Raw genomic sequence first — 23,410 nt, 5'->3', positions numbered from 1 at the left:
GCCGGACGGATAGCGACGCTACCCGCCTCGACCGTTCAGTTTCAGTCCGCGCGGCGGACGTAGGTCTGCTCGTACACGTCGACGACGATGCGCGTGCCCGAAGCGATGTGCGGCGGCACGAGGATGCGCACGCCATTGTCGAGCACGGCGGGCTTGTACGACGACGAGGCCGTCTGGCCCTTCACCACGGCATCGGCCTCGACGATCGTCGCTTCGATCGTGTCGGGCAGTTGCACGCTGATCGGGTCTTCGTCGTAAAGCTCCATCACCACGTCCATGCCGTCCTGCAGGAAGGCAGCGGCGTCGCCGAGCAGGTCGCGCGGCAGCGTGGTCTGGTCATAGGTTTCCTTGTCCATGAAGGTGAGCGTGTCACCCTCGGCGAACAGGAACTGGAAATCCTTGGTGTCGAGGCGCACGCGCTCCACGGTCTCAGCCGAGCGGAAGCGGACATTGTTCTTGCGGCCGTCGCGCAGGTTCTTGAGCTCGACCTGCATGTACGCACCACCCTTGCCGGGCTGCGTGTGCTGGATCTTCACCGCGCGCCAGATGCCGCCTTCATATTCGATGATGTTGCCGGGACGGATGTCCACGCCGCTGATCTTCATGATCGAGACCTTAGAACTTGAGAAAGAGCCGAGCCGGCGCCTTTAGCCGGGCGGGCCGCGTTGAGCAAGTCATCCGGAATCGCGGTCGAAAGCCGGGGTCTCGTGCCACACGCTGTCCATTTGCGGCGCGAGATCCCGGCTCCCACCGACAGACGGATCAACGCTGCAAATCCCGCAGCAGCGGATAGGGGTTTATGTTCTGGCCCTGCCACCAGCCTTCGCCGGGCTGCATCAGCTTGATCTCGAAATGGAGGTGCGGCGCCCCGCCCGCGGCGCTGCCGGTATTGCCGACGGTGGCGATCCGCTCCCCCTGGCGCACCGCCTGCTTCTCGGCGACGAGATAGCTGTCGAGGTGCGCGTAATAATGGACCGTCGTGCCGTCGCGGGTGCGGACATAGATGGTGTGCCCGCCATTCACGCTCTCGAAGACTTTCTCGACCGTGCCCGACGCCGCGGCGAGCACCGGCGTGCCCCGCGCGGCCATGATGTCGATCGCGTGATGCTCGCGCTGGCCGCCGCCACGGCTCTCGCCCCAGGTATCGCTGAGCTGGCGCGCGACCACGCCCTCGACCGGAATGATCAGCGGCAGCGGATCCCCCGCCTGCGCAGTCACCGGACCGGTCGCAGGACTGCCAACCAGCGCCGAGCTGGCCTCGGGCGCACTCGCTGCCGGCACACTGGCCACCGTCGGCGGCGGCACCGAAGGCTGGATCGTGACGCGCACCATCGAGGCGAAACCCGCGACCAGAAGCGCGAGCAACGCCGCCATCCCCCACCCAACTCGTTTCGCCCAAAGGACCATCGCGCCTACTCCTGGAACACGGCTTCGGTACCCGGCTTGACCATCAGCGCGAGCCGCGCCGCGTCCCAATTGGTCAGGCGGATACAGCCATGGCTTTCGGTGCGGCCGATCGTCTGCGGCTCGGGCGTGCCGTGGATGCCGTAATGCTCCTTGGAAAGATCCAGCCACACCACCCCCACCGGTCCATTGGGCCCCGGCGGCAGCATCGCCGGATCGGAGTCCTTCTTCGCATCCCAGAACAGCTTGGGGTTGTAGTGGAACTTGGGGTTGGTGTCCGCGCCGTTGATCTTCCAGGTCCCGAGCGGCAGCGGGTCATGCTCGCTGCCCATCGTCGCGCTGAACTGGGCGACGAGGCGATCCTGCTTGTCGAACACGCGCAGCACCTTGTCGCTCTTGTCGACGACGACATGGTCCGCCTCGGGCACCTTTGCCTCGACATTCAGGTCGTTGAGCGTCTGGCGCCACTCGGGCTTGATGTCAGTCGGATAGTCGCGCGAGGCGGGCAGCGCGTTGGGGAAGACGAACTCCGCCCCCGGCTTGATCGCCCGGCCACCGGGGTTGAGCTCCACCAGCACCTCGGGCGTGGTGTGGAACATCTCGGCCAGCTTCTCGAGCGGGCGGGTATAGGCAAGCGAGGCCAGCTTGGCCTGCTGCTCGGGGTCCTTGGGGATCGGATTGACGTACGGCCCCTTGAGCGTGTCCGCATCGAGCGTCAGCCGCTTGGTCGGGCGCAGCGACGCATAGGGCGCAAGCGCGCGCAGCGTTGCCCGATCGAGTTCGCCGCTGGCCTTGAGCCCCTGCGAAGTCTGGAAGCCCTTGAGCGCTGCGGTGAGCGACTGGCCTTCGCGCCCGTCGAGAATACCCGGCGAAAAGCCGAGGTGATCGAGGATCACCTGGGCATGAAGGATGGAATAGTCGATCGGGGGTCGCGCGGAAGTTCCCGCCTGCCCCACCGCAGCGGGACCGAACGAGGCACAAGCGAGACAAGTCGCAAAACCGAGGAATTTCCGCACCAAATCAAGCTCCTGCCGATGATGTTCCGCAAGGACAACGGCTGGAACCGGTACGGGTTTCGTCAGATCAGGATTTGCGCGAACGCCTTGACCGCCGCTTCTTCATCCCCGCCCCACACGGCGTTGGACACCGCGAGGAAATCCGCCCCCGCCTTGACCAGCGGCGCCGCGTTGGCCGGCGTGATCCCGCCGATCGCGACCGAAGGCAGCTCGAACATCGTCGACCACCAGCTCAGGATCGACGGATCGGGATGGTGCCGGGTCTCCTTGGTCGTCGTCGGGTAGAAGGCGCCGAACGCGACATAGTCCGCGCCCGCCTCACCCGCTTCCATCGCGAGATGGCGGCTGTCGTGGCAGGTCACGCCGATCTGTACCTGGGGGCCGAGCACCGAGCGCGCCTCGCGCGGATCGCCGTCATCCTGCCCCAGATGCACACCGTCGGCATCCAGTCGCTTTGCCAGGCTGACATCGTCGTTGACGATGAACGCGACGTCCGCATCGGCGCAGATCCGGCGCAGCGGTTCGCCAAGACGCGCCGCTTCATGCTGATCGACGCCCTTCACCCGCAGCTGGAACGCCGCCACGGGCCCGGCGCCAAGCGCGCGCTTCAGCCGCTCCGGGAACGCCCCACTCACGTCGAGCGGCGAGATCAGATAGAGCTGGCACGCCGGACGGCGGACATCGCGCACGAACTGGTCGGCGAAATTGGGGTCGAGCGGCGGCAGGCCGTCTTCATCAAACTCGGTCATCCCGCCGCCATCTCCCCGCACAGCCTCGCGGTCAAGCGCTTAGCTCCCCGCCATCGCCGCATTCTCCTGCGTGCTGATCTCGTTGATCAGGTTGCGGATCTCGCCGAACGCCCGCGATACAGCGCTGATGTCGCCGATTGCCAGGCGGCCCGCGCGCGCATGGGCAGCGGTTGCGCGCAACACTGCGGTATAGGCCGGCGTCGCATCGAACAGCTTCAGATCGACGCGCAGCACCGCGCTGGTCCGGCGCAACACCTGAACCGCGTCGCTGTCGCCGGTCTTGGTCAGCACATCCCATTGGGCCAACTTTGCGGTCATCACCGCTTTGCCTTCCCGGGACGCGGCATCGATCTCGGTGGCGAAGCGCTCGAGGTCCCTCGCCAGCCCCGGATCCTGCTTGCCCACCATCGCCAGCTTGGCGGCGCCCATCGAGCGGCTCGCCGCCTGGAAGATGCGCACCTGCAGCAGGCCGACCTGATAGGAGCCCATCTCGCGGTCGGCGGTGGCCAGCCCCGCGTTGATCAGGATCGCCTGGGTATCGAGCAGCAACTGCGCGGCGTCGAGCATCTGCGACGCCGCGGAGATCGTCGCCTGTGCATCGTTGCGCGCCATTGCGGTCAGCATCGGGCCGAAGCTGTCGAGCAGCATGTCGATCCGGTCGTAGAGCTTGAGCACCTGCGCGACGAGCGCGGGGGTTGATGAGTCAGCGTCGAGATCCAGCGCCGGGAAGGCCGGCGTATCGAGTGCCCGTACGCGCAGGCGCGCCTCCGCCACCTTGACCTTTGCCCGCGCGACGACCGGACGGAACCGCGCTACGGCTTGCGCCGCTGGAGCCTTGGCCGCCGCGCGCCATTCGGACTGGATATTCTGGAGCTCATTCGTCGCCTCCTGGTTCGCCGCGTCGAGCCGAACGAGCCAGGCGCCATAGGCGGCCATTTCGGTCTGCACCGCCTTCATCTCGGAATCTTCCGGGGCGAGCTTCTCGGTGGCCGGGCGTTCCTTGGGCGTGGTCTGGGCATGTACGGGCAGCGCGAGCGCGCACGGCAGCAATGCCGCCAGCAAATAGCGTTTCATGATGATCCCCCCTCTTTGCACGCATCCTGCGCGCGAGCGTCGGGGAAATTCAAGCGCCGACGATGGCCAGCAGGAACCCGTCCCAACCCTTGTCGCCGACGGTCTGGATCGCAGTGGCGTCGATACGCGGGTCGGCGGCGATCGCGTCGAACAGCGCGCGGGTGCCACGCACGCTGGGATCGGCGCTGGCGGCGTCGGTCACTGCGCCGCTACGCACGACATTGTCGAACACGAGCACGCTGCCCGGCCGGGTGAGCCGCATGGCGGCCTGCAGATAGGCGACATTGCTCGGCTTGTCGGCATCGACGAACACCAGGTCGAACGGCGCCTCGCCCGCCCCGATCATCGCCGCCAGGTTATCCACCGCGGGCCCGGTGCGCACCTCGCAACGATCCGCCAGCCCTGCCTGCGCCAGATTTGCGCGCGCGACCTCGGCATGATGCGGCTCCAGCTCGAGCGTCACCAGCTTCCCGTCTTCCGGCAGCGCTCCTGCAAGCCAGATCGTCGAATAGCCGCCCAGCGTTCCCACTTCGAGGATCCGCCGCGCCCCCGCCATCCGCGCAAACAGCTGCAGCATCTTGCCCTGGGCCGCCGACACGTCGATCGCGGGGAGACCGTTCGCGGCATTTGCCTCAAGCGCGGCATCGAGCGCGGAATCCTCGTCCAGCAGATGATCGACGATATAGCCGTCCACAGCCGCCCAATCCTGCATCATCCCTTAATCCCGATGCCGCCCACCGGCTTCACCTCGGCGCCCATCTCGAACCCGGCGATCAGCGGTCGCCCCTTGGCGATCGCGTCGCGCACCGCGGGCAGCTTGAGCGAGTCGTCGTGATATTGCTTCGTCTTCCAGATCTCGGTGATCCAGAGGACGTCCGGCTCCTTCAGGTCCTCACAGACGATATAGGCCAGGCAGCCCGGCATGTCGGCGGTGCCGGCGGTCAGCAGCGCGACCAGTTCGGCGCGCTTGCCGGGCTGTGCCTTCATCTTGCCGATCATGCCGTAGAGCTCGACTTCTTCCATGCGGAACACTCCGGCAAAGGCAGGCCCGCCCAGCATCGCGAGCGCGAGGCCGGCCAGCACGGGTCTGCGGGACAGGGTCATGCAGGCCTTCTAGCCGCTTCGAGCGCCGCAATGAAGGCTGCCGGATCGTCGAAGCGGTGCGCTACGGCGCGGATCGCGCGGCGCCGGCGCTGCACCGGCTCCGAAAGCTCCACCAGTACATTGGGATAGGCGATCAGCCCGAGGTTAAGCACGTCGCGTCGCTTGACTTCCGGGCCCGCCCATTGGGTGCGCACCGCCGAGACACTGGCGACCGGCACTTCGAGCGCGGCGATATGCCCGGCCCGGAAAGCCACCTGCTCGCTATCGAGGGTCACGGGCATGGTGCGGAAGGACCGGATCGCCCGCACCAGCCAGGTCACGCCGGCCAGGCTGACCAAGGTCACGGCCAGCGCCACCCGCCAGTCCCACAAGGCCAGCAGGAAATGGACGATCACCAGTTCCAGCCCGGCAATCCCGGCGAACACCCACATCATCGGCGCGAGGCTGCGATGATAGGGGTGTTCGCTTGGGTTCATCGAGGGCTTATTCCTCGTTCTTGTAGATGCGCACCAGCTTGTCGAGCATCGCCAGTGCCTCGTCGCGCGGGCGCTGGAAGGTGTTGCGGCCGATGATCGAGCCATTGCCGCCGCCGTCACGGATGTCGCGGGCGTCCTGGTAGACTGAGTCGGCACCCTTGGCCGCGCCGCCCGAGAAGACGACGATGCGGCGGCCGTTGAAGCAGCTCTTCACGACATGGCCGACGCGGGTCGACTGGGCCGACCAGTCGGTGCCCTCATAGGCCTTCTTGGCCTCTTCCTGCTCGATATGGTCGCTCGGCAGCTTCACCTTGATGATGTGCGCGCCAAGCAGCGCCGCCATGTGCGCGGCGTAAGCGCCGACGTCGAGCGCCAGCTCGCCCGACTTGGGCAGCTTGCCGCCGCGCGGGTACGACCAGAGCACGGTGGCGATGCCGACCGACTTGGCCTGGGCCGAGAGCTCCTTGATCTCCTCCATCATCTCGAACACGTCGTCCGAGCCCGGATAGATGGTGAAGCCGATCGCCGCGCAGCCGAGGCGTAGTGCGTCGTCGACGCCGGCGGTCACTGCCTGGTTGGCGCTGGTCGCCCAGCTGTTCGAGCTGTTGCACTTGAGGATCGTCGGAATCTGGCCGGCAAAGGTGTCGGCTCCGGCCTCGATCATGCCGATCGGTGCGGCATAGGCGCTCAGGCCCGCGTCGATCGCCAGCTGATAGTGATAATGGGGATCATAGGCATCCGGGTTCACTGCAAAGCTGCGCGCCGGGCCATGTTCGAATCCCTGGTCCACCGGCAGAATGATCAGCTTCCCCGTGCCGCCCAGCCTGCCCTGCATCAGGATGCGCGCAAGGTTGGCCTTCACGCCGGGATTGTCGGACTCATAGTTTGCGAGAATGGCTTTGACGGCCGGGGTGATCGACATTTTTGTCCCCTGATTCGTGTAGTGCTGCATGGCCCCTATCGACCTGTTTCGCAGGCGGAAAGGCTGACAACGCTGCCGTATCACCCATTTGGGGTTGCCTTTGCTGCACCGCAGCGCTTGAGGAGCGCGATGAGCAGTTCCGACACGCATGATCTCGGCCCCGGCCTTACCCTGTTGATGGCCGTCGCCTGCGGGCTGATGGTCGCCAATCTCTATTATGCGCAGACACTGATCGACAGCATCGGGCCGGACATCGGCCTGTCGCCCTGGATTGCCGGCGCAATCGTGACGCTCACCCAACTCGGCTATGGCGTTGGCCTGGCCCTGATCGTGCCGCTGTCCGATCTCTACGAGAACAAGCGGCTGATCCTGCTCGCCACCGGCGGCGCGATCCTCGGCTGTCTCGGCATCGCCTTCGCGCGCGGGCCCGAGATCTTCCTCGCCGCTTCGCTGCTCACCGGCGTGTGCTCGGTCGGCGCCCAGATCCTGGTGCCGATGGCCTCGCATCTCTCTTCCGAGAAGCGCCAGGGCCGCACGATCGGCCTGGTGATGAGCGGATTGCTGACCGGCATCATGCTGTCGCGCCCCTTCGCCAGCTTCGTCGCGGAGATCGCCGGGTGGCGGGCAGTATTCCTCGTCTCAGCCGGAATCCTGGCTGCGACCGGCGCGGCGCTCTGGCTATGGCTGCCGCACCGCCAGCCCAAGGCCGGCCTGCATTACGGCGCGATCCTCGCCTCGCTGCTCCAGTTGCTCCGCGACCATGGCCAGCTTCGCCTGCGTGCCTTCTACCAGTCGCTGCTGTTCCTCGCGTTCAATCTGTTCTGGACCGTCGCGCCGCTCGTGCTGATCCACCGTTTCCATCTCGGCCATGGCGGCGTCGCGCTGTTCGCGCTGGCCGGCGCGGGCGGCGCGCTGGCCGCACCGATCGCCGGGCACCTCGCCGACAAGGGGAAGGTCAAGCTCACGACTGCTTGTGCGCTTGCACTGCTCGGCCTGTCCTTCCTCGCGGCGGACTGGGTCGTCGCGCTGGGCAGCGTGATCGCCTTCGCGGTAACCGCGGTGCTGATTGACGCCGCCGTGCAGCTCAACCAGATCTCGGGCCAGCGGATCATCTTCGGCCTCGATCCGCATGCCCGCGGCCGGATCAACGCGATCTACATGACGATCATGTTCGTCATCGGCGCGCTCGGCTCGCTGGTCGGCACGGCGAGCTACGAGGCGGGCGGCTGGCCGCTCACGTCGCTGATCGGTGCCGGGATCGGCGCGCTGTGCCTGGCGGTGTTCGCGCTGTTTGACCGCAAGAGTGTGATCGGCAAGTAAAGGGCATGACCATGGATCGCCGCCGGTTTCTGGGAAGCGCCGCAGTGCTGGGTTTTGGCGGCCTGCCGCTCGCCGCCCGGGCGGAGAACCCGATCATTCCCGGCTGGTATGCCGATCCCGAAATCCACATCTTCGACGGGCGCTACTGGGTCTACCCGACGCTCTCGGCCGACGGCTCCGGCCCGCTGCCCGGGGAGCGCTTCACGCCCGCGCAGATCGAGCAGCGCCGCAACCCGAAGATCTGGGCGCCGTTTCTGCACCAGACCCAGCTCGATGCCTTCTCTTCGCCCGACCTGGTCCACTGGACCCGCCATCCGCGCATTCTCGATGTCGAGCACGTCACCTGGGCCGCCTATGCAATGTGGGCACCCTCGGCGATCCACCACAAGGGCCGCTATTTCCTGTTCTTCGGCGCCAACGACATCAAGAATGACAACCAGTTGGGCGGCATCGGGGTGGCGGTGAGCGACCATCCGGGTGGCCCGTTCCGCGATGCGATCGGCAAGCCGCTGATCGGGCAGATCGTGAATGGCGCCCAGCCAATCGACCAGATGGCGTTCAAGGACGACGACGGGTCGATCTATCTCTATTATGGCGGCTGGCAGCACTGCAATGTCGTCCGCCTCGACGACAGCCTGACCCGCCTGCTGCCCCATGCCGACGGCACGACTTTCAAGTCGATCACGCCCTCGCCCGACTATGTCGAGGGACCATACATGCTGAAACGCAGGGGCATTTATTACCTGATGTGGTCCGAAGGCGAATGGACCGGCCCGGATTACCGCGTCGCCTATGCCACCGGCCCCTCGCCGATCGGCCCATTTACCCCCCGCGGCGTGGTGCTCCAGCAGGATGCGCACATCGCGCGCGGTGCCGGTCATAATTCGGTAATCAACATCCCCGGCACCGACGACTGGTACATCTGCTACCATCGCCGCCCGCTAGGCGACACCGACGGCAATCACCGCCAGCTGGCGCTCGAACCGATGGTCTTCCGCGAGGACGGCAGCATCGCGCCGGTGCGGATCACCCGCGAAGGCGTTCCGCCGAGGCCGCTGCCCCGGCGCTAAACCTTTAGTGCATCATCGCCAGGCTGCGCGGCGCCGTGCCGCGGGCCGGGGCCGCACTATCCACCCGGAACCGAGCTGCCTGGGCTGCAAGCTGAGTCACTTCGTTCGACAGCGAGCGCGACGCGGCGGAGGTCTCCTCGACCATCGCGGCGTTCTGCTGCGTGGTGCGGTCCATCGAGCCGATCGCGCCGTTGATCTCGGCGATCGCGCTGGCCTGCACGGCATTGTCCGCCGCCATGCCGTCAACCAGCGCATGGACTTCGCCGACGCCGTCGCAGATCCCGGCCAGTGCGCCGTCGACGCGCTCCACCGCGGCGACTGCGGCGTGGATGTCGGTCTGGGTTACGGTCAGCTGGTCACGGGCGCGCTTGGCCTCTTCCTCGGCACGCATGGCGAGCGCGGAGACGAGGTCCGCCACCACTGCGAAGCCCCTGCCCGCCTCGCCGGCGCGGCCGGCTTCGACGGCGGCGTTCATCGCCAGCACGCGCGTCTGGAAGGCGATCTTGTCGAGCCCCTCGATCACGCTGTCGATACCCTTGGCGCTCTCGCTGACGCGGCCCATCGCCTGCACGGCCTCATCGGTGACTTCGCGGCCGCCATTGACCGTGCCGATCGCCTCGCTGGCGCGCGCGACGGTCCGCGTCGCAGCCTCGCTGCTCACGCGCAGGCGGTTGTCGACCTGGTTGATCGCCGCGTTGGTCTCCTCGAGGCTCGCCGCATTGCTCTGGGTGCGCTCGGCGAGGTTCTCCGAGGCATCGGCGATCTCGCCCGCGCCCGAACGGATCGCCTCGGCACTGTCGCGCACCGCGCCGATCAGTCCGCGCAGATTGCCCAGCGCGTCGTTGAAATTGGACTTCACCACCGCGTAGCTTGCCGGGAAGTCGCCGCCGATATGCGCGGTCAGGTCGCCTTCGGAGAGCTTGCCGAGCCCTTCGGTCAGCGTTTCGACCACACGGCGCTGCTCGGCGTCCGCCACGGCCTTGGCCGCGTCGGCGGCTTCCTTGGCGATCGCGGCGTCGCGGAAGATCAGCAGCGCGCGCGCCATGTCGCCGATCTCGTCCTTGCGCTCGGCATCGGGCACCTCGACGCGGTTGTCGCCCCCGGCGAGCCGCTTCATGATCCCCGTCATCGAAACGATGGGCGAACCGAGCAGCTTGCGCAGCAGCAGCCACAGTGCGCCTGCGGCAACGACGAGCGCGAGCCCGCCGAGCACGATCGAACGCTCTTCCTCGCGGCTCGCGGTGTCGATCTCGGCCAGGCTCGCCTGGACATCCTTGTATTTCTCTTCGCGCAGTGCCTCGGCGCCCTGCGCCAGCGTGCGCACCCCTGCCGAGGCGTGCTCGTCCTGCAGAAGCTCGCGCGCCCGTGCGGCCTCGGAGGCCGACATATGGGCAAGCAAAGGTGCCACCGTCTCGGTGCGCCACTTGCCGACGCCCACCACGGTGGAATTGAGCAGCGCCTGGTCCTTGGGATCCTTGAGCAACGGACCCAGCGCCGTCGCCGCCTTGTCGAACTGCGCGATGCTGCGCTGGAAGGCGGCGGCGTCGGCGGGATCGTTGCTCATCGTATAGCCGCGCAGATTGGCGACGGCGGCGAGCAGCGAATTCTCGATCTCGGATGCGAGCGCCTGTTCCTCGTCGATCTTGCCGTTCGCTTCGGTCAGGCTGCCCACTTCCGCGGACGTGACATAGACGAAGGTCATGATCGCGGCGGCGATCAGGATCACCAGCGCGAAGGCGCTGGCCAGCTTGTGCGAAATCGGCAGGGACTTGGTCATGAACGCTCCACGCGAGCACGGGCGCCGGACGCGCCTGTCCCCGCATGGGCATTATAGGAGCCCGGCCAAAGCGCCGGTGCCCCTACGTAAAATACGTAGTCCGGCCTCAGCGCGAGAGCGCGGCGACCCCCGGCAGTTCCTTGCCTTCCATCCATTCGAGGAAGGCGCCGCCCGCGGTCGAGACGAAGCTGAACTCGTCCGCCACACCGGCCTGGTTGAGCGCCGCCACGGTATCGCCGCCACCGGCGACCGAGACGAGCTGGCCTTCCTTGGTCAGCGCCGCCGCGGTCTTGGCCAGGCTGATCGTCGCCGTGTCGAAGGGCGGGGTCTCGAACGCGCCGAGCGGACCATTCCACACCAGCGTGCGGCAGGTCTTGAGCACGTCCGCCAGCGCTTCGGTCGCTGCCGGGCCGATATCGAGGATCATCTCGTCGGCGGCGACTTCATGGACGTTGATCGTGCGCAGGCTCGGCGGGTTGGGCGCGAATTCCTTCGACACCACGACGTCGTACGGCAGATGCACGGTGCAGTTGGCGCGATCGGCTGCGTCGAGGATCTCCTCGGCGGTGCGGGTCAGGTCGTGCTCGCACAGCGACTTGCCCACATCGACGCCGCGCGCGGCGAGGAAGGTGTTGGCCATGCCGCCACCGATGATCAGGTGATCGACCTTGTCGACCAGATGCTTGAGCACATCGAGCTTGGACGAGACCTTGGCACCGCCGACCACCGCCGCGACCGGATGCTCGGGATTGCCCAGCGCCTTGTCGAGTGCGTCGAGCTCGGCTTCCATCTGGCGGCCGGCAAAGGCGGGCAGCTTGTGCGCCAGGCCTTCGGTCGAGGCATGGGCACGGTGCGCGGCCGAAAAGGCGTCGTTGACATAGAGATCACCCAGCGCCGCGAAGCGCTCGATGGTCTCGGGCGCGTTCTTCTCCTCGCCGGGATCGAAACGCGTGTTCTCGAGCAGCGCGATGTCGCCCTCGCCCATCGACGCAACTGCTTCCGCAGCGCCATCGCTGTCGATGAAGCGCACTTCGCGGCCCAGCACATGGCTGAATGCCTGGGTCACGAGCGACAGGCTCATCTCCGGGTTACGCTGGCCCTTGGGGCGCCCGAAATGCGCGAGGACCACGACCTTGGCACCCTTGTCCGCCAGCTCGGCGACAGTCTGCACCGCGGCGCGCAGCCGGGTGTCGTCGGTCACCCGGCCATCGGCCATCGGCACATTGAGGTCCTCGCGGACCAGCACGCGCTTGCCGGCGATCTCGCCCATGTCGTCGAGCGTCTTGAAGGGGCGGGTCATAGTCTCACCTATCCGTATTCGCTCCCCTTCCGCTTGCGGGAGGGGTCGGGGGAGGGCCTGTAAAATGTTGGGGAGGGACAGCCCCTCCCCTAGCCCCTCCCGCAAGCGGGAGGGGAACATGCAAATCAGCCCAGCTTCGCCATCGCGCCGGCGGTGTCCACCATGCGGTTCGAGAAGCCCCACTCATTGTCGTACCAGCTAACGACGCGCACCAGCTTGCCGTCGATCACCGCGGTCTCCAGGCTGTCGACGGTCGACGAGGCCGAGGTGTGGACGATATCGATCGAGACCAGCGGCTCGTCCGAATACCAGAGGATGCCCTTGAGCGGACCGTCTTCCGACGCCGCCTTGAGCACTGCGTTCACTTCCTCGACTGTCGTGTCGCGCTTCGGCGTGAAGGTCAGGTCGACAAGGCTGCCGTCCGGAACCGGAACGCGGATCGCCGAGCCGTCCAGCTTGCCCTTCAGCTCGGGCAGCACTTCGGCCACGGCGCGGGCGGCGCCCGTCGTGGTCGGGATGATGCTCATCGCGGCGGCACGCGCGCGGCGCAGGTCCGGGTGGATCTGGTCGAGGATCTTCTGGTCGTTGGTATAGGCGTGGACCGTGGTCATCAGCCCGCGCTCGATGCCGATCTTGTCGTTCAGCACCTTGGCGATCGGCGCCAGGCAGTTGGTGGTGCACGATGCGTTCGACACGATCGTGTGGCCCGCCTCGAGCTTGTCGTTGTTGACGCCGAACACGACGGTCAGGTCGACATTCTTGCCCGGTGCCGAGATCAGCACCTTCTTGGCGCCGGCATCGATATGCTTCTGGGCCGAGGCGCGGTCGGTGAAGAAGCCGGTGCACTCGAGCACCAGCTCGACGCCGTTCTCGGTGTGCGGCAGGTTGGCGGGATCGCGCTCCTTGGTCACCTTGATGCGCTTGCCGTCGACGACCAGATCGTCGCCGTCCGCCGAGACGGTGCCCGGATATTTGCCGTGCACGCTGTCGCGCGAGAACAGCCAGGCATTCGACTTGGCGTCCGCAAGATCGTTGATCGTGACCAGTTCGAGCCCGCTATCGGGACGCTCGAGGATCGCACGCGCGACCAGTCGACCGATACGCCCGAACCCGTTGATCGCAACCTTCGTCATGCCTGTTCTCCGTTCAACTTTTCGACGATCTGCGGAACGATGGCTCCCGCAGTGAGCCCGAAATGCTCGTAAAGCTTCAGATAGGGACCCGAGGCGCCAAATCCATCCACACCAAAGTTTAGCCCATCCAAGCCAGTGTATCGCTCCCAACCGAGTGTCGCGCCCGCCTCGATCGAGACCTTGAGCGCGTGCGCCGGCAGCAGATCGCGCTTATACTGCGCATCCTGCGCATCGAAGCGCTCCCAGCACGGCATCGAGACGACATCGGCGCCGATACCCTGGGCTTCCAGCGCGTCGCGCACATCGACCGCGATCTCGACTTCGGAGCCGCTTGCGATCAGCACCACCTGGCGCGGCGCCTCCGCTTCGCGGATCGCATAGCCACCGCGCGCCGAGCGGTTCTCGCCGGCCTCGGTGCGCAGCTGCGGCAGGTTCTGGCGGCTGAGCGCGAGCAGGCCCGGGCCGTCGGCGCGCTGCAGCGCGAGCTCCCAGCATTCGGCGGTCTCGACCACGTCGCACGGGCGATAGACGTCGAGGTTGGGGATCAGGCGCAAGCTGGTCAGATGCTCGACCGGCTGGTGCGTCGGGCCGTCTTCGCCAAGCCCGATCGAGTCGTGCGTCATTACATAGACGACACGCGCCTGCTGGAGCGCCGAGAGGCGGATCGCGGCGCGGCAATAGTCGGCGAAGACCAGGAAGGTGCCGCCATACGGGATCACGCCGCCGTGCAGCGCCATGCCGTTCATCGCCGCCGACATGCCGAACTCGCGAATGCCGTAATAGAAATAGCGGCTGCCGTAATTCTCGGCGGTGAAGGCGCCGAGGCCCTTGGTCAGCGTGTTGTTCGAACCGGTAAGGTCGGCCGATCCGCCGACCGTGTCGGGGATCTGCGCGTTGATCGCCTCGAGCGCCATTTCGCTCGCCTTGCGGGTCGCGACCTTTTGCGGCGCGTCGATCAGGCCCTGGATATGGTCGGCCATCGAGAACCAGGCCGGCAGCTCGCCGCGCATCCGGCGCTCGAACTCCGCGCGGTCTTCATGCGCTTCGAGGCGCTTGTTCCACTCGGCATGCGGCGCGGCGCGGCGCTTGCCGGCTTCGAGCCAGGTCTCGCGAATGTCGCCGGGGATATCGAAGGCGGGGTGGTTCCAGCCGAGCTGCACGCGCGCTGCGGCGACTTCGTCGGCGCCCAGCGGCGAGCCGTGGACCTTGGACGAGCCCTGCTTGTTCGGCGCACCGAAGCCGATCACCGTGCGGCACTTGACCAGCGACGGCAGCTCGCTCGCAATCGCCTCGTCAAAGGCGCGGGCGATATCGGCGGCGTCATGGCCGTCGCACTCGACGACGTGCCAGCCAGACGCACGGTAGCGCGCGGGGATGTCCTCGCTCGACGAGAGCGAGACTGCGCCGTCGATCGTGATCTTGTTGTCGTCCCACAGCACGATCAGCTTGCCGAGCTTCAGGTGCCCGGCCAGGCCGACCGCCTCGTGATTGATGCCTTCCATCAGGCAGCCGTCGCCGGCGATCACCCAGGTGCGGTGATCGACCAGATCGTCGCCATAGGCGGCGTTGAGGTGCCGCTCGGCGGCGGCCATGCCGACCGCCATCGCAAAGCCCTGGCCGAGCGGGCCGGTGGTGCATTCGACGCCCGCCAGCTCGAAATTCTCAGGGTGCCCGGCGCAAGGGCTGCCGATCTGGCGGAAGTCCTGGATGTCCTTCAGCGTCGGGCGCGCATAGCCGGTGAGGTACAGCATCGAATAGAGCAGCATCGAGCCGTGACCGGCCGAGAGCACGAAGCGATCGCGGTCCGGCCATTTCGGATCGGCCGGATCGAACTTCAGGTAATTCTGGAACAGCACCGTCGCGACGTCCGCCATGCCCATCGGCATGCCCGGATGCCCCGAATTGGCGGCCTCCACTGCGTCCATCGACAATGCGCGGATGGCATTGGCGCAATCGGTGAAGCTTGCGGTCACTTGGAGTCCCCTGATGCTGGCGCGGACGCCTTTGGGCACCTTGGCCCGTCACGTCAACCGCGGACTCGGGTGGGCGCTGCTCCGGTTCGCCTCACCGATGCGGGGATGAAACCCGTGCCATTCGGGGGTTGCTAGCTTGGGATGGGGTGCGTAACGCTTGATCCATGGCAAGTACGCCCGCCGATCGTATCGAACTGGCCCTCGTCCGCATCGAGAAAGCCGCAGCAGCGCGGGCCTATGCCTGCGAACGCATCACCCAGCGCCACGCGAAATTGCGCTCGCGGATCGAGGACGCCGTGTCGTCGCTCGACGCATTGATTGCCCGCGAAGCCCGCGGCGAGGAAGACTGATGGCCGACATCGACATTAGCGTTGCCGGACGCAGCTACACCGTCGCCGCGCGCGAAGGCGACGAGACGCATCTGCGCCATCTCGAATCGATCCTGCAGCGCCATGCCGACACCGCGCTGCGCGCCTCGGGCGGGCTCAATGCCGAGCGCACCTTGATCTACCTCGCGCTGATCCTTGCCGACCTGCTCGACGAGACCGAGCGCAACCCGCCCGAGGGCGTGTCGCCGGTGCTGCTCGAACGGATCGCGGATCGGCTGGAAGCGGTCGCGGCGGCGCTCGAAGAGGATGCCTCCGAGGCCTGACCCTTATCTCGCTGAAATTGGGCCGAAGCCGTTGCTAACCCCGGCCCCAGCGCCTATATCCATCCGTGGCGGGCACTGCCCGGTACGAGCCTTTGCAATTATCCCTGAGGCTATTCATCTTCCATGGGGGCTGTCCCTGTGCAGATCCTGGTCTGCGGCATATGGTCCCCACCTGACGTAACAGGCGTCGGAGGATATTCTGGCAAACGGCCATGGCGGTCCCGCCACCGCTCCCCTAAAGACGTCGCATGATCGACAAGCTTGCCTTGCGGGCCCAGCTCCGCGCCGAGCGTGATGCCTTCGCCCAGCAGGCGAGCGAGGCGATCCTCGCCCCGGCGCATTTCCTCGAGAAGCTCGCGCCCGATCTGATTGTCGCCACTTATGTCGCGATCGGCAGCGAGGCCGATCCCACCCAGCTTGCCGCCGCCGCGGCCGAGCATGGCTGCCGGCTCGCCCTCCCCTTCGTCATCGGCCGCGCCGAGCCGATCCGCTTCCTCGCCTGGCAGATGGGCGAGCCGCTGGTCGACGGCCCCTTTGGCCTACGCCAGCCGCATGCCGACAGCCCCGAAGTGACCCCGGACGTGATCCTCACCCCGCTGGTCGGGTTCGACGCGCGCCTCAACCGCCTCGGCCAGGGCGCCGCGCATTATGACCGCGCCTTTGCCCGCTATCCCGACGCCACGCGCATCGGCGTCGCCTGGTCGGTCCAGGAAGTCTCCGCGATCCCGTCGGACATCTGGGACGTGCCGCTCCACGCAGTGATCACCGAGAAAGGCATGACATGGCACCAGGGAGCGTGAAGCCGAGCTGGCGCAAGCCCGCCGGCGCACTGGGCATCATCGCCTGGATCTTCCTCTGGGTGATCTTGGTCGCCAGCTTCTCGAGCTGGATCGGCCAGCTACACGTGCTCGCCCAGCTGCCGATCTACATCGTCACCGGCGTGGTGTGGGTGCTGCCGCTGGGCGGCGTTCTACGCTGGATGGAAACGGGGCGCTGGCGCAGCGCCTAGCCGCCCTCGCCGTCCTTCCCGCTGTTTTCCTCGTTACCGGCTTCCTGCCCGCCGCGCAGCTTCTTCAGCGCCAACCAGATCGCGCCGACCGCGCCGACTACCGCCGCAAGCGCCAGCAGCGCGCCCTTCAGGCTGGTGAAGAACTTGGCCATGTCGTCGAAATATTCCGGCCAGGTCCGCTGTCGAGCCTGCACGTCGATCTCGAAGGTTCTCGGCTCAAGTACCGGCTGCCAGACTTCGCCTCCGCTTCCCATAATCGGCACCCCCACTGTCAGGGTCAGCTTGTGCTTGCCGGGGACCAGCGCCTCGACGCTCCATTGCCAAATCTGTTGCCCCCGCGCCGGCATCGCCTTCACCACGCGACCTTCCGGTGCAATCTTGAACATGGCGTTCGGCGAGGTCAGCTCGGCCGAGACATTCTCGCCGATCGATATCTTCTCGGTCCGAACCATATTGGTGTCACCCGAATCGCCGACCACCGCGTTCGTCACCGCCCCCGCATCGGCGGCTTGCCCGATCACCAGCGTGATGGTTTCCGGCGCACCCATCCGCATCTTGCGGGGCGGATCGAACGCGGCGACGCCGTCGGTCAACGCATTCGCCTGACGGGTATATTCGTCGCACTGCGCGGGCGCCGCCAGCTTGCCGCCGATTGCCGGGCAGGCGATGGGAGCGGTATCCACCGCCGCATTGCCGCCGACCGCCATATTGTCGGTCCCGCCCGTTTCGATCACCGACGTGTTCGAGACGGACATCGGCGTCGGGTTGCATCCCGAAACGGCGAGCAGCGTGAGCAGGATCGGCAGCGCAAGACGTCGCATGGCTTCCTCCAGGGAGCATGGGGAACGCGCGACCGCTTGTTGATTTGAAGCTGTTGGGAGGAAGGCTAGGCCCGGCGCCTGCCAAGTGCAAGCGCGTGGCGCGAGTGACGGGGCTCGAACCCGCGACCTCCGGCGTGACAGGCCGGCGCTCTAACCAACTGAGCTACACCCGCATACGCGCTTCAGGATAGACCATCACCGGCATCATATCGCCCGGACCCGGCGCCGTCATGGGCGCCTTCCCGAACCGATATATAGGGGATGGCGCGAGTGACGGGGCTCGAACCCGCGACCTCCGGCGTGACAGGCCGGCGCTCTAACCAACTGAGCTACACCCGCTCTCTCGAAGCGAGGAGGCGGGCACTAGACGCGGGTTTCGGGGGTGTCAACCGGATTGGTCGCGACTTTTTCGCCTGAGCGGCCGATTATCCACAGGATCGCTCACCAAGGTGCCGTGTTCGAACAGGAAACCCGCAATGTCGGGCTTGCCGGCGGCGTTCACCACGGTCTGGATGATGATCAACAGCGGCACCGCGAGCAGCGCCCCGGTGGTGCCCCACACCCATCCCCAGAAGCTCAGCGAGATCAGGATCATGATCGGGCTGATTGTCAGGCGATGGCCGACGATCAGCGGCGTCACGACGTTCGCCTCGACCAGGTGGCAGGCGATCAGCACGATCGGCGGCACGAATGCCCAGCCCAGGTCCGAAAAGGTCATCAGCCCGCCCATGGCGAGCAGCAGCGCGGCGAAGACCGGCCCGAAATAGGGAATGTAGTTGAGCAAGGTGACGATGCCGCCCCACATCAGCGGCGTCGGCATGCCGATCGCCCACAGCACCCCGGACACGATCAGCCCCAGCGTCAGGTTGATCAGTGTGATCGTGCCGAGATAGGCCGAGGTATCGTCGACCACGTCCTGGATCACCCGCGCGGTCGCCATCGCGCCGCCGAAGCTCGCCCGGCTGGTGATCGCGTTGCGCCTGAGGCGGGTCCAGCCTGACAGGAAGAAATAGATGACGAGGATCGCGAAGAACATCTCGACCAGTGCCGACGGAGCGGAGGTCGCGAACAGGTCGATCAGCGAGCGCGGCGGGGTCGCGGCCATCACCTCGGGCTGCTTCATCGGCGCCGAGGCGAAGTTCATCACCGTCTTGTTCACGAAGCTGTCGAGGTTCGCGTAGAACTCAATCAGCGGCTTCAGATTCTCCTGGATCTGCGGGATCTTGGCGGGAAGGTCTCGGATCCACTGCCAGGCCGGCACCACGATCGACGCCAACGCCACATTCGCCGCGACGAGGAACAGCAGCACGCAGATGAACGCCGCGATCGGCGCGGGAATGCGGTGGCGCTCCAGCCATTCGAGCAGCGGGACGAGCGCAATGGCGATGACCAGCGCAGTGGTCAGCGGCAGGAAGAACACCGCGCCAGCCTGCAGCGCGAACGGCAGCGCCAGCACCAGTCCGATGCCGGCGATCAGCGTCATCGCGGCCATCAGCCGGTCGCGCTTCTGGCCGTCGCCCATGCTTTCCTGGGTCGAGGGCCCGATCAGCGGCGTCCGGGCGGGGCCCGAAGGCACGCCCTCGTCCACGGGTTCGCTGCCGATGCTGCCGGAACGATCGCTCACTTATGCCCTTCCCTTCTCTCCCGGTAACCCTAGCGCGGATTGCAACGGATGTAATCCCAGCTAGCTTGGGGTTTATGGGCGAAAACATCCTGGTCATCGACGAGGGCACCACCTCTACCCGCGCGATGCTGTTCGCGCTTTCGGGCAAGTGCCTGGGCAGCCACAGCGCCGAGCTTACGCAGCATTATCCCGGCCCCGGTCTGGTCGAGCATGACGCGGGCGAGATCTGGAAGCGCACGCTCGAGTGCGCGATGGCGATGGTCCGCGAGGCCGGCGGACACGAGCATATCGCCGCGATCGGCATCACCAACCAGCGCGAGACGATCGTCTTCTGGGACAAGACCACCGGCGAGCCCCTCGCTCCCGCCATCGTCTGGCAGGACCGGCGCAGCGCCGCAATGTGCCGTGCCTGGCGCGATGCAGGCGAGGAACCCGGCGTTCAGGCACGCACCGGCCTTCTCCTCGACCCCTATTTCTCCGGCACCAAGATTGCCTGGGCGATGCAGCATTGGCCCCAGCTCAAGGGCGTCGGTGACCGGCTTGCCATCGGCACGATCGAGAGCTGGCTGGTCTGGAAGCTCACCGGCGGCCTCCACGTCACCGACGCGACCAACGCCTCGCGCACGCTGTTGATGGGCCTCGGCTCGGGCGGCTGGAGCGATGGCCTGCTCGAGATGTTCTCCGCCCCGCGCGATGCGCTGCCAGAGATCGTCGACTGCGCCGGCCGGTTCGGCACGACGAAGCTCTTCGGCGGCGAGATCCCGATCTGCGGGCTCGCGGGCGACCAGCAGGCCGCGACGATCGGCCAGGCCTGTCTCGAGCGCGGCGACACCAAGGCGACCTATGGCACCGGCGCCTTCGTCCTCACCAATGCGGGCACCGCTCCGCCCAGCTCGAAGAACCGACTGCTCGCCACCGTGCTCTGGCAGCTCGGTGGCCGGCGCACCTATGCGATCGAAGGCTCGGTGTTCGTCGCCGGCAGCCTGGTCCAGTGGCTGCGCGACTCGATCCAACTGATCGGCAATGCACAGGAGACCGAAGGCCTGGCCCGTTCGGTGAAGGACAATGGCGGGGTCTATCTCGTCCCTGCCCTTTCCGGCCTCGGCGCGCCCTGGTGGCAGCCCGAGGCCCGCGCCGCGATCTCCGGCCTCAGCTTCTCCGCCACCCGCGCCCATATCGTCCGCGCCGCGCTTGAGGCGATGGCGCACCAGAGCCACGATTTGAAGACCGCCTTCGCCGCCGACGGCGCCGACTGGTCGCGCCTGCGCATCGACGGCGGCATGGTCACCAATGACTGGATCGCCCAGGACCTTGCCGACATCCTCGCCATTCCCGTTGATCGCCCCGATTTCGCCGAGACGACGGCGCTTGGGGCGGCCATGCTGGCGGGCGTCGGCTGCGGGATGTTCAAGGGGCTGGAGGAGGCCGCGGCGATGCGTGGCGCCGGGATCACCTTCGAACCGAAGTTGGCGGAAGAAGACCGTACCGCGCGCCTTGCGGGCTGGGCCCATGCCGTGCGCGGCGTCCTGACCTAGTCTTCGCCCGCCTTCCCCTTGATCCCAAAATAATAGGCGTTCACCGGCACCACCAGGAATCCCAGCAACAGCGCCGCCTGCTTGGCCTGGCTCACAATCTCCTCGATCCCGATCCCGCGATGCCAGAACCCCTGGGCAAGCAGATAGAGCAGCAGCGCATTGTAGAAGCCCGTTAGCGCCAGCGCGAGCCGGTTGAGCGCCTTGCCCCGCGGCGCCGAGGCAGGTGGCGCGAAGGGGCGGAAATAGAGCGCCGCGAGCAACGGCGCGATCGTCGCCGAATAGATCGCGACGACCGGCGGATACACGCTCGATCGATCGGGCGGCAGCAGCAACGGGTAGCCGTCCGCATCGTGCACCCAGAAATACGCCTCGGTCACCAACAGCGCGCCGAGCAGCGCGGCGAGCCAGAGCAGGGCAAGGGCAATGCGCGCGGTCATCGATCGGGCAATCCGCTGCGCTTCAGTTCTTCGAGCATCAGCCGAGCCAGCTCGCCAACGAAGAAGTCGCCCGCGTAACGCGAGTCCTGCACCCTCCGCCACGACGAGGCGAGCGAGCCGCGCTCGAACAGCTGCGCGCTGATCTTGTAGCGGAACCTGCCATAGGCGATGTCATATTCGCCCTTGAATTGCAGGCCGTAGCGCGCGTTCGGCAGCTGCATCTGCGGCACGCTGCGATTGTAGACATCGATCATCGCGCGCGGCACTTCGACGGTATCGCTCTCCCATCTCTGCCGCGGCGCCAGGACCCCGGCGACCCCCAATTGCGGCCTCGCGACGGTGAAGTGCATCTGCTGGAGTGTCTGCACCAGCGCTCGCGATGCAATATTCTGCTCGGTGCCGGGCGCGATCCGGATCTGGCCGGTCACGTCGCCCCCGCCGACCCCCGCGCCGTTGGTGCGATAGGGCAGCTGGACCGCCCAGGGCGACTGCGGCTGCGCCCCATGCTGTGCTTCGGCCGAGGTCGCGAGCAGCAGCGCGCCTATCCAGGTCACGCGCTTCAAGGTTCGGCGAACCCGGTCAATTCTCGCGGCGGAAGGTGTCATAGTAGACCTCGGAAAGCTGGTCGCGCAGCGGAGCAAGATCGGCGGGAAACGGCTTTTCCGCCGTGGCGATTTCCTGAAGGCGCGGGAAATACATGTCGAAGCGTCCCGTCCCTACGCGCTGTTTCGTATCCCGTGCGCCGAACCGGCGGAGATATTGGTCGGTCACTGCCAGATCGTGAACACTGTCGATCACATTCGCCAGTGGCTGGATCTCCGCGAGCCGCAGCTCGGGCGCAGGATAGCTGCAGCCGGGCACGGCGCGCAGCCGCGTGTCGAGCCCGGCCAGGCCATAGGCGAAGCCAAAGAACTGGTGCGCGCCGTCACTCGGATCCGTCACCATGCTTTCGAGCGGCGTGACGAACTGTACGGAGTGGTCCGTCGCGCCACGCGCAACGATGATTCCGGGAATACGCCCATAATCGGCCAGGTCGCTGACCAGCACGGCATAGCGATCCGCCGCAGCTTCGTTGGCGAGCGCTTCGTCGCAGTTGGCCGGCGACGTCGAATGCCCAAGCGCGACATGGCCCGCCTCATGGGCCAGCATGAAGCGGATCGCACCGAGGAACGCCCGCTCGAGCGACTTGGATTCCATAATCGTCGAGGATTCTTCCAGGGCACGGTCGAACATCGCGCCCGCCTGGGCAATCGCGCGATCGCGATCCGCGTCATTCCCGAGCACCGACATTCCCAGGCGGGCACCCGTCAGATCGTCCCCCAAGGCAAAGGAACGCAGGCGGCGCAGCCGCGCGCGGTAGTTGGCGAAGGCGTTGAACGCATAGGCTTCGCGCTTCGCCGGCGTATCGACACTGGACGGCAGGTCATCCTCGGCGGCGAAAACCATGATGAGCGCTGCCCGATAGGCCGCCTGGATGATGCGCACATCCACCATAACCGCGCCGGTCCCGGTGTCCGCCTGGGCCGAGGCCACGCCATTGTCGGTCGGCACGATATGCATCGGCACGCGCAGCGCGTCGTGACCCGGAAACGCGCGGCCGAGCATCGCCGCATGCACCCGCTGAGCATTGCGGATCCGCTCCAGCTCGACGTTCATGATCGAGCCGATCAGGTTGATCGATACATCCTCCAGCGCTGGCAGCGCCCCGGGCACAATCGGTTGCGTATCGGGATAGAAGACGGCGCCGCTGCGCAGCAGAGTAAGGTTGCGCGCCTCGTTCACGAGCATCGGCCGCCTCACCGCACGCGCCAGCGCCTCGCGATTATCGTAGACGGTGCCGGCAATGTTCTGGGGCATGCAACCGCCCAGCATTGACGATCCCAACAGGAGCAGACCCAGCCCGGATGTGCGCCACCGCGCCGACCGGGAGAGTTGCGCGCTTATGCTTGCTGACCAGCCCATCGTGCTGTCCCCCCGGCGCAACGGTACGCTGCCGGGGCGCCATCACAAGCGG

The 23,410-nt window shown here is 66.7% G+C and carries 25 protein-coding genes and 2 tRNA genes; 7 read left to right on the top strand and 20 right to left on the bottom strand.

What is annotated here, in order from left to right:
* Positions 1 to 41 precede the first annotated feature (41 nt).
* The 9 genes from efp to HZY97_RS04050 all read right to left on the bottom strand — a co-directional run bounded on the left by efp (position 42) and on the right by HZY97_RS04050 (position 6,745).
* Positions 42 to 605 (bottom strand): elongation factor P, encoded by a 564-nt coding sequence (efp, locus tag HZY97_RS04090; protein WP_180140806.1) that lies wholly within the window; start codon positions 603 to 605, stop codon positions 42 to 44.
* Between the two features lie 157 nt (positions 606 to 762).
* Positions 763 to 1,374, bottom strand: coding sequence for a M23 family metallopeptidase (locus HZY97_RS04085; RefSeq protein ID WP_257214864.1), 612 nt, complete (start codon positions 1,372 to 1,374; stop codon positions 763 to 765).
* Positions 1,375 to 1,412: 38 nt separating this feature from the next.
* A complete protein-coding gene (locus HZY97_RS04080) occupies positions 1,413 to 2,360 on the bottom strand; it encodes a L,D-transpeptidase (RefSeq protein ID WP_180140804.1) in 948 nt (315 codons plus the stop codon).
* Between the two features lie 122 nt (positions 2,361 to 2,482).
* Entirely contained in the window at positions 2,483 to 3,169 is a 687-nt protein-coding gene (thiE, locus tag HZY97_RS04075; protein WP_180140802.1) for a thiamine phosphate synthase, read from the bottom strand.
* A 39-nt stretch (positions 3,170 to 3,208) separates the two neighbouring features.
* Positions 3,209 to 4,243, bottom strand: coding sequence for a hypothetical protein (locus HZY97_RS04070; protein ID WP_180140800.1), 1,035 nt, complete (start codon positions 4,241 to 4,243; stop codon positions 3,209 to 3,211).
* A gap of 49 nt (positions 4,244 to 4,292) precedes the next feature.
* On the bottom strand, positions 4,293 to 4,958 hold the full coding sequence (locus HZY97_RS04065; RefSeq protein ID WP_218942860.1) for an O-methyltransferase: 666 nt from the start codon (positions 4,956 to 4,958) through the stop codon (positions 4,293 to 4,295).
* On the bottom strand, positions 4,955 to 5,347 hold the full coding sequence (locus HZY97_RS04060) for a putative quinol monooxygenase (RefSeq protein ID WP_180140798.1): 393 nt from the start codon (positions 5,345 to 5,347) through the stop codon (positions 4,955 to 4,957). The genes HZY97_RS04065 and HZY97_RS04060 overlap by 4 nt, the downstream gene beginning before the upstream one ends.
* On the bottom strand, positions 5,344 to 5,823 hold the full coding sequence (locus HZY97_RS04055) for a hypothetical protein (protein ID WP_180140797.1): 480 nt from the start codon (positions 5,821 to 5,823) through the stop codon (positions 5,344 to 5,346). The genes HZY97_RS04060 and HZY97_RS04055 overlap by 4 nt, the downstream gene beginning before the upstream one ends.
* A 7-nt stretch (positions 5,824 to 5,830) precedes the next feature.
* Positions 5,831 to 6,745 (bottom strand): class I fructose-bisphosphate aldolase, encoded by a 915-nt coding sequence (locus HZY97_RS04050; RefSeq protein ID WP_180140795.1) that lies wholly within the window; start codon positions 6,743 to 6,745, stop codon positions 5,831 to 5,833.
* A gap of 129 nt (positions 6,746 to 6,874) precedes the next feature.
* Here HZY97_RS04050 and HZY97_RS04045 point away from each other — a divergent pair, with 129 nt between their 5' ends.
* Together HZY97_RS04045 and HZY97_RS04040 are read left to right on the top strand one after the other, a co-directional pair.
* Complete coding sequence (locus HZY97_RS04045) at positions 6,875 to 8,065, top strand: MFS transporter (protein ID WP_180140793.1); 1,191 nt, start codon at positions 6,875 to 6,877, stop codon at positions 8,063 to 8,065.
* 5 nt (positions 8,066 to 8,070) lie between these two features.
* A complete protein-coding gene (locus HZY97_RS04040; RefSeq protein WP_257214863.1) occupies positions 8,071 to 9,135 on the top strand; it encodes a glycoside hydrolase family 43 protein in 1,065 nt (354 codons plus the stop codon).
* Positions 9,136 to 9,139: 4 nt separating this feature from the next.
* Here HZY97_RS04040 and HZY97_RS04035 read toward each other — a convergent pair whose 3' ends face one another.
* The 4 genes from HZY97_RS04035 to tkt form a co-directional block, all read right to left on the bottom strand.
* Positions 9,140 to 10,912, bottom strand: a complete 1,773-nt coding sequence (locus HZY97_RS04035) for a methyl-accepting chemotaxis protein (protein WP_180140792.1) — start codon at positions 10,910 to 10,912, stop codon at positions 9,140 to 9,142.
* A gap of 106 nt (positions 10,913 to 11,018) precedes the next feature.
* Positions 11,019 to 12,212: a phosphoglycerate kinase gene (pgk, locus tag HZY97_RS04030; RefSeq protein WP_180140790.1), complete on the bottom strand. Its 1,194-nt coding sequence runs from the start codon at positions 12,210 to 12,212 to the stop codon at positions 11,019 to 11,021.
* 125 nt (positions 12,213 to 12,337) lie between these two features.
* Positions 12,338 to 13,345: a type I glyceraldehyde-3-phosphate dehydrogenase gene (gene gap, locus HZY97_RS04025; RefSeq protein ID WP_180140788.1), complete on the bottom strand. Its 1,008-nt coding sequence runs from the start codon at positions 13,343 to 13,345 to the stop codon at positions 12,338 to 12,340.
* Positions 13,342 to 15,318, bottom strand: a complete 1,977-nt coding sequence (tkt, locus tag HZY97_RS04020; protein WP_180140786.1) for a transketolase — start codon at positions 15,316 to 15,318, stop codon at positions 13,342 to 13,344. The genes gap and tkt overlap by 4 nt, the downstream gene beginning before the upstream one ends.
* 164 nt (positions 15,319 to 15,482) lie before the next feature.
* Here tkt and HZY97_RS04015 point away from each other — a divergent pair, with 164 nt between their 5' ends.
* The 4 genes from HZY97_RS04015 (at position 15,483) to HZY97_RS04000 (ending at position 16,979) form a co-directional block, all read left to right on the top strand.
* Positions 15,483 to 15,668: a hypothetical protein gene (locus tag HZY97_RS04015; RefSeq protein ID WP_180140784.1), complete on the top strand. Its 186-nt coding sequence runs from the start codon at positions 15,483 to 15,485 to the stop codon at positions 15,666 to 15,668.
* A complete protein-coding gene (locus HZY97_RS04010; protein WP_180140782.1) occupies positions 15,668 to 15,970 on the top strand; it encodes a cell division protein ZapA in 303 nt (100 codons plus the stop codon). Before HZY97_RS04015 ends, HZY97_RS04010 begins: the two co-directional genes overlap by 1 nt.
* Positions 15,971 to 16,218: 248 nt before the next feature.
* Positions 16,219 to 16,770, top strand: a complete 552-nt coding sequence (locus tag HZY97_RS04005; protein ID WP_180140780.1) for a 5-formyltetrahydrofolate cyclo-ligase — start codon at positions 16,219 to 16,221, stop codon at positions 16,768 to 16,770.
* Positions 16,752 to 16,979, top strand: coding sequence for a DUF2842 domain-containing protein (locus tag HZY97_RS04000; protein WP_180140779.1), 228 nt, complete (start codon positions 16,752 to 16,754; stop codon positions 16,977 to 16,979). Before HZY97_RS04005 ends, HZY97_RS04000 begins: the two co-directional genes overlap by 19 nt.
* Here HZY97_RS04000 and HZY97_RS03995 read toward each other — a convergent pair.
* The 4 genes from HZY97_RS03995 to HZY97_RS03980 form a co-directional block, all read right to left on the bottom strand.
* Positions 16,976 to 17,800: a hypothetical protein gene (locus tag HZY97_RS03995; protein ID WP_180140777.1), complete on the bottom strand. Its 825-nt coding sequence runs from the start codon at positions 17,798 to 17,800 to the stop codon at positions 16,976 to 16,978. The genes HZY97_RS04000 and HZY97_RS03995 overlap by 4 nt on opposite strands.
* A gap of 96 nt (positions 17,801 to 17,896) precedes the next feature.
* Positions 17,897 to 17,973 (bottom strand) — tRNA-Asp (locus HZY97_RS03990).
* Positions 17,974 to 18,062: 89 nt separating this feature from the next.
* Positions 18,063 to 18,139, bottom strand: a tRNA-Asp gene (locus HZY97_RS03985).
* Between the two features lie 46 nt (positions 18,140 to 18,185).
* Positions 18,186 to 19,424, bottom strand: a complete 1,239-nt coding sequence (locus HZY97_RS03980) for an AI-2E family transporter (RefSeq protein ID WP_373684285.1) — start codon at positions 19,422 to 19,424, stop codon at positions 18,186 to 18,188.
* Positions 19,425 to 19,498: 74 nt separating this feature from the next.
* On the opposite strand from HZY97_RS03980, the gene HZY97_RS03975 reads away from it, so the two are divergent.
* Positions 19,499 to 20,959: a glycerol kinase GlpK gene (locus tag HZY97_RS03975; protein ID WP_180140775.1), complete on the top strand. Its 1,461-nt coding sequence runs from the start codon at positions 19,499 to 19,501 to the stop codon at positions 20,957 to 20,959.
* Here HZY97_RS03975 and HZY97_RS03970 read toward each other — a convergent pair.
* The 3 genes from HZY97_RS03970 to HZY97_RS03960 are packed head-to-tail and all read right to left on the bottom strand — an operon-like array spanning position 20,956 to position 23,268.
* Positions 20,956 to 21,396 carry a hypothetical protein gene (locus HZY97_RS03970; protein WP_180140773.1) on the bottom strand — a complete coding sequence of 147 codons (441 nt, stop codon included), beginning with the start codon at positions 21,394 to 21,396 and terminating at the stop codon, positions 20,956 to 20,958. The two genes, HZY97_RS03975 and HZY97_RS03970, sit on opposite strands and share 4 nt — an antisense overlap.
* Positions 21,393 to 21,950 carry a hypothetical protein gene (locus HZY97_RS03965; RefSeq protein WP_180140771.1) on the bottom strand — a complete coding sequence of 186 codons (558 nt, stop codon included), beginning with the start codon at positions 21,948 to 21,950 and terminating at the stop codon, positions 21,393 to 21,395. The genes HZY97_RS03970 and HZY97_RS03965 overlap by 4 nt, the downstream gene beginning before the upstream one ends.
* A 25-nt stretch (positions 21,951 to 21,975) precedes the next feature.
* Entirely contained in the window at positions 21,976 to 23,268 is a 1,293-nt protein-coding gene (locus tag HZY97_RS03960) for a hypothetical protein (RefSeq protein WP_180140769.1), read from the bottom strand.
* Between the last annotated feature and the right edge of the window lie 142 nt (positions 23,269 to 23,410).

Source organism: Sphingomonas sp. R-74633 (assembly GCF_013416555.1).
Lineage (GTDB): Bacteria > Pseudomonadota > Alphaproteobacteria > Sphingomonadales > Sphingomonadaceae > Sphingomonas.
The sequence above is the reverse complement of the archived record's forward strand: the minus strand, read 5'-3'. Positions and strand labels throughout refer to the sequence as shown.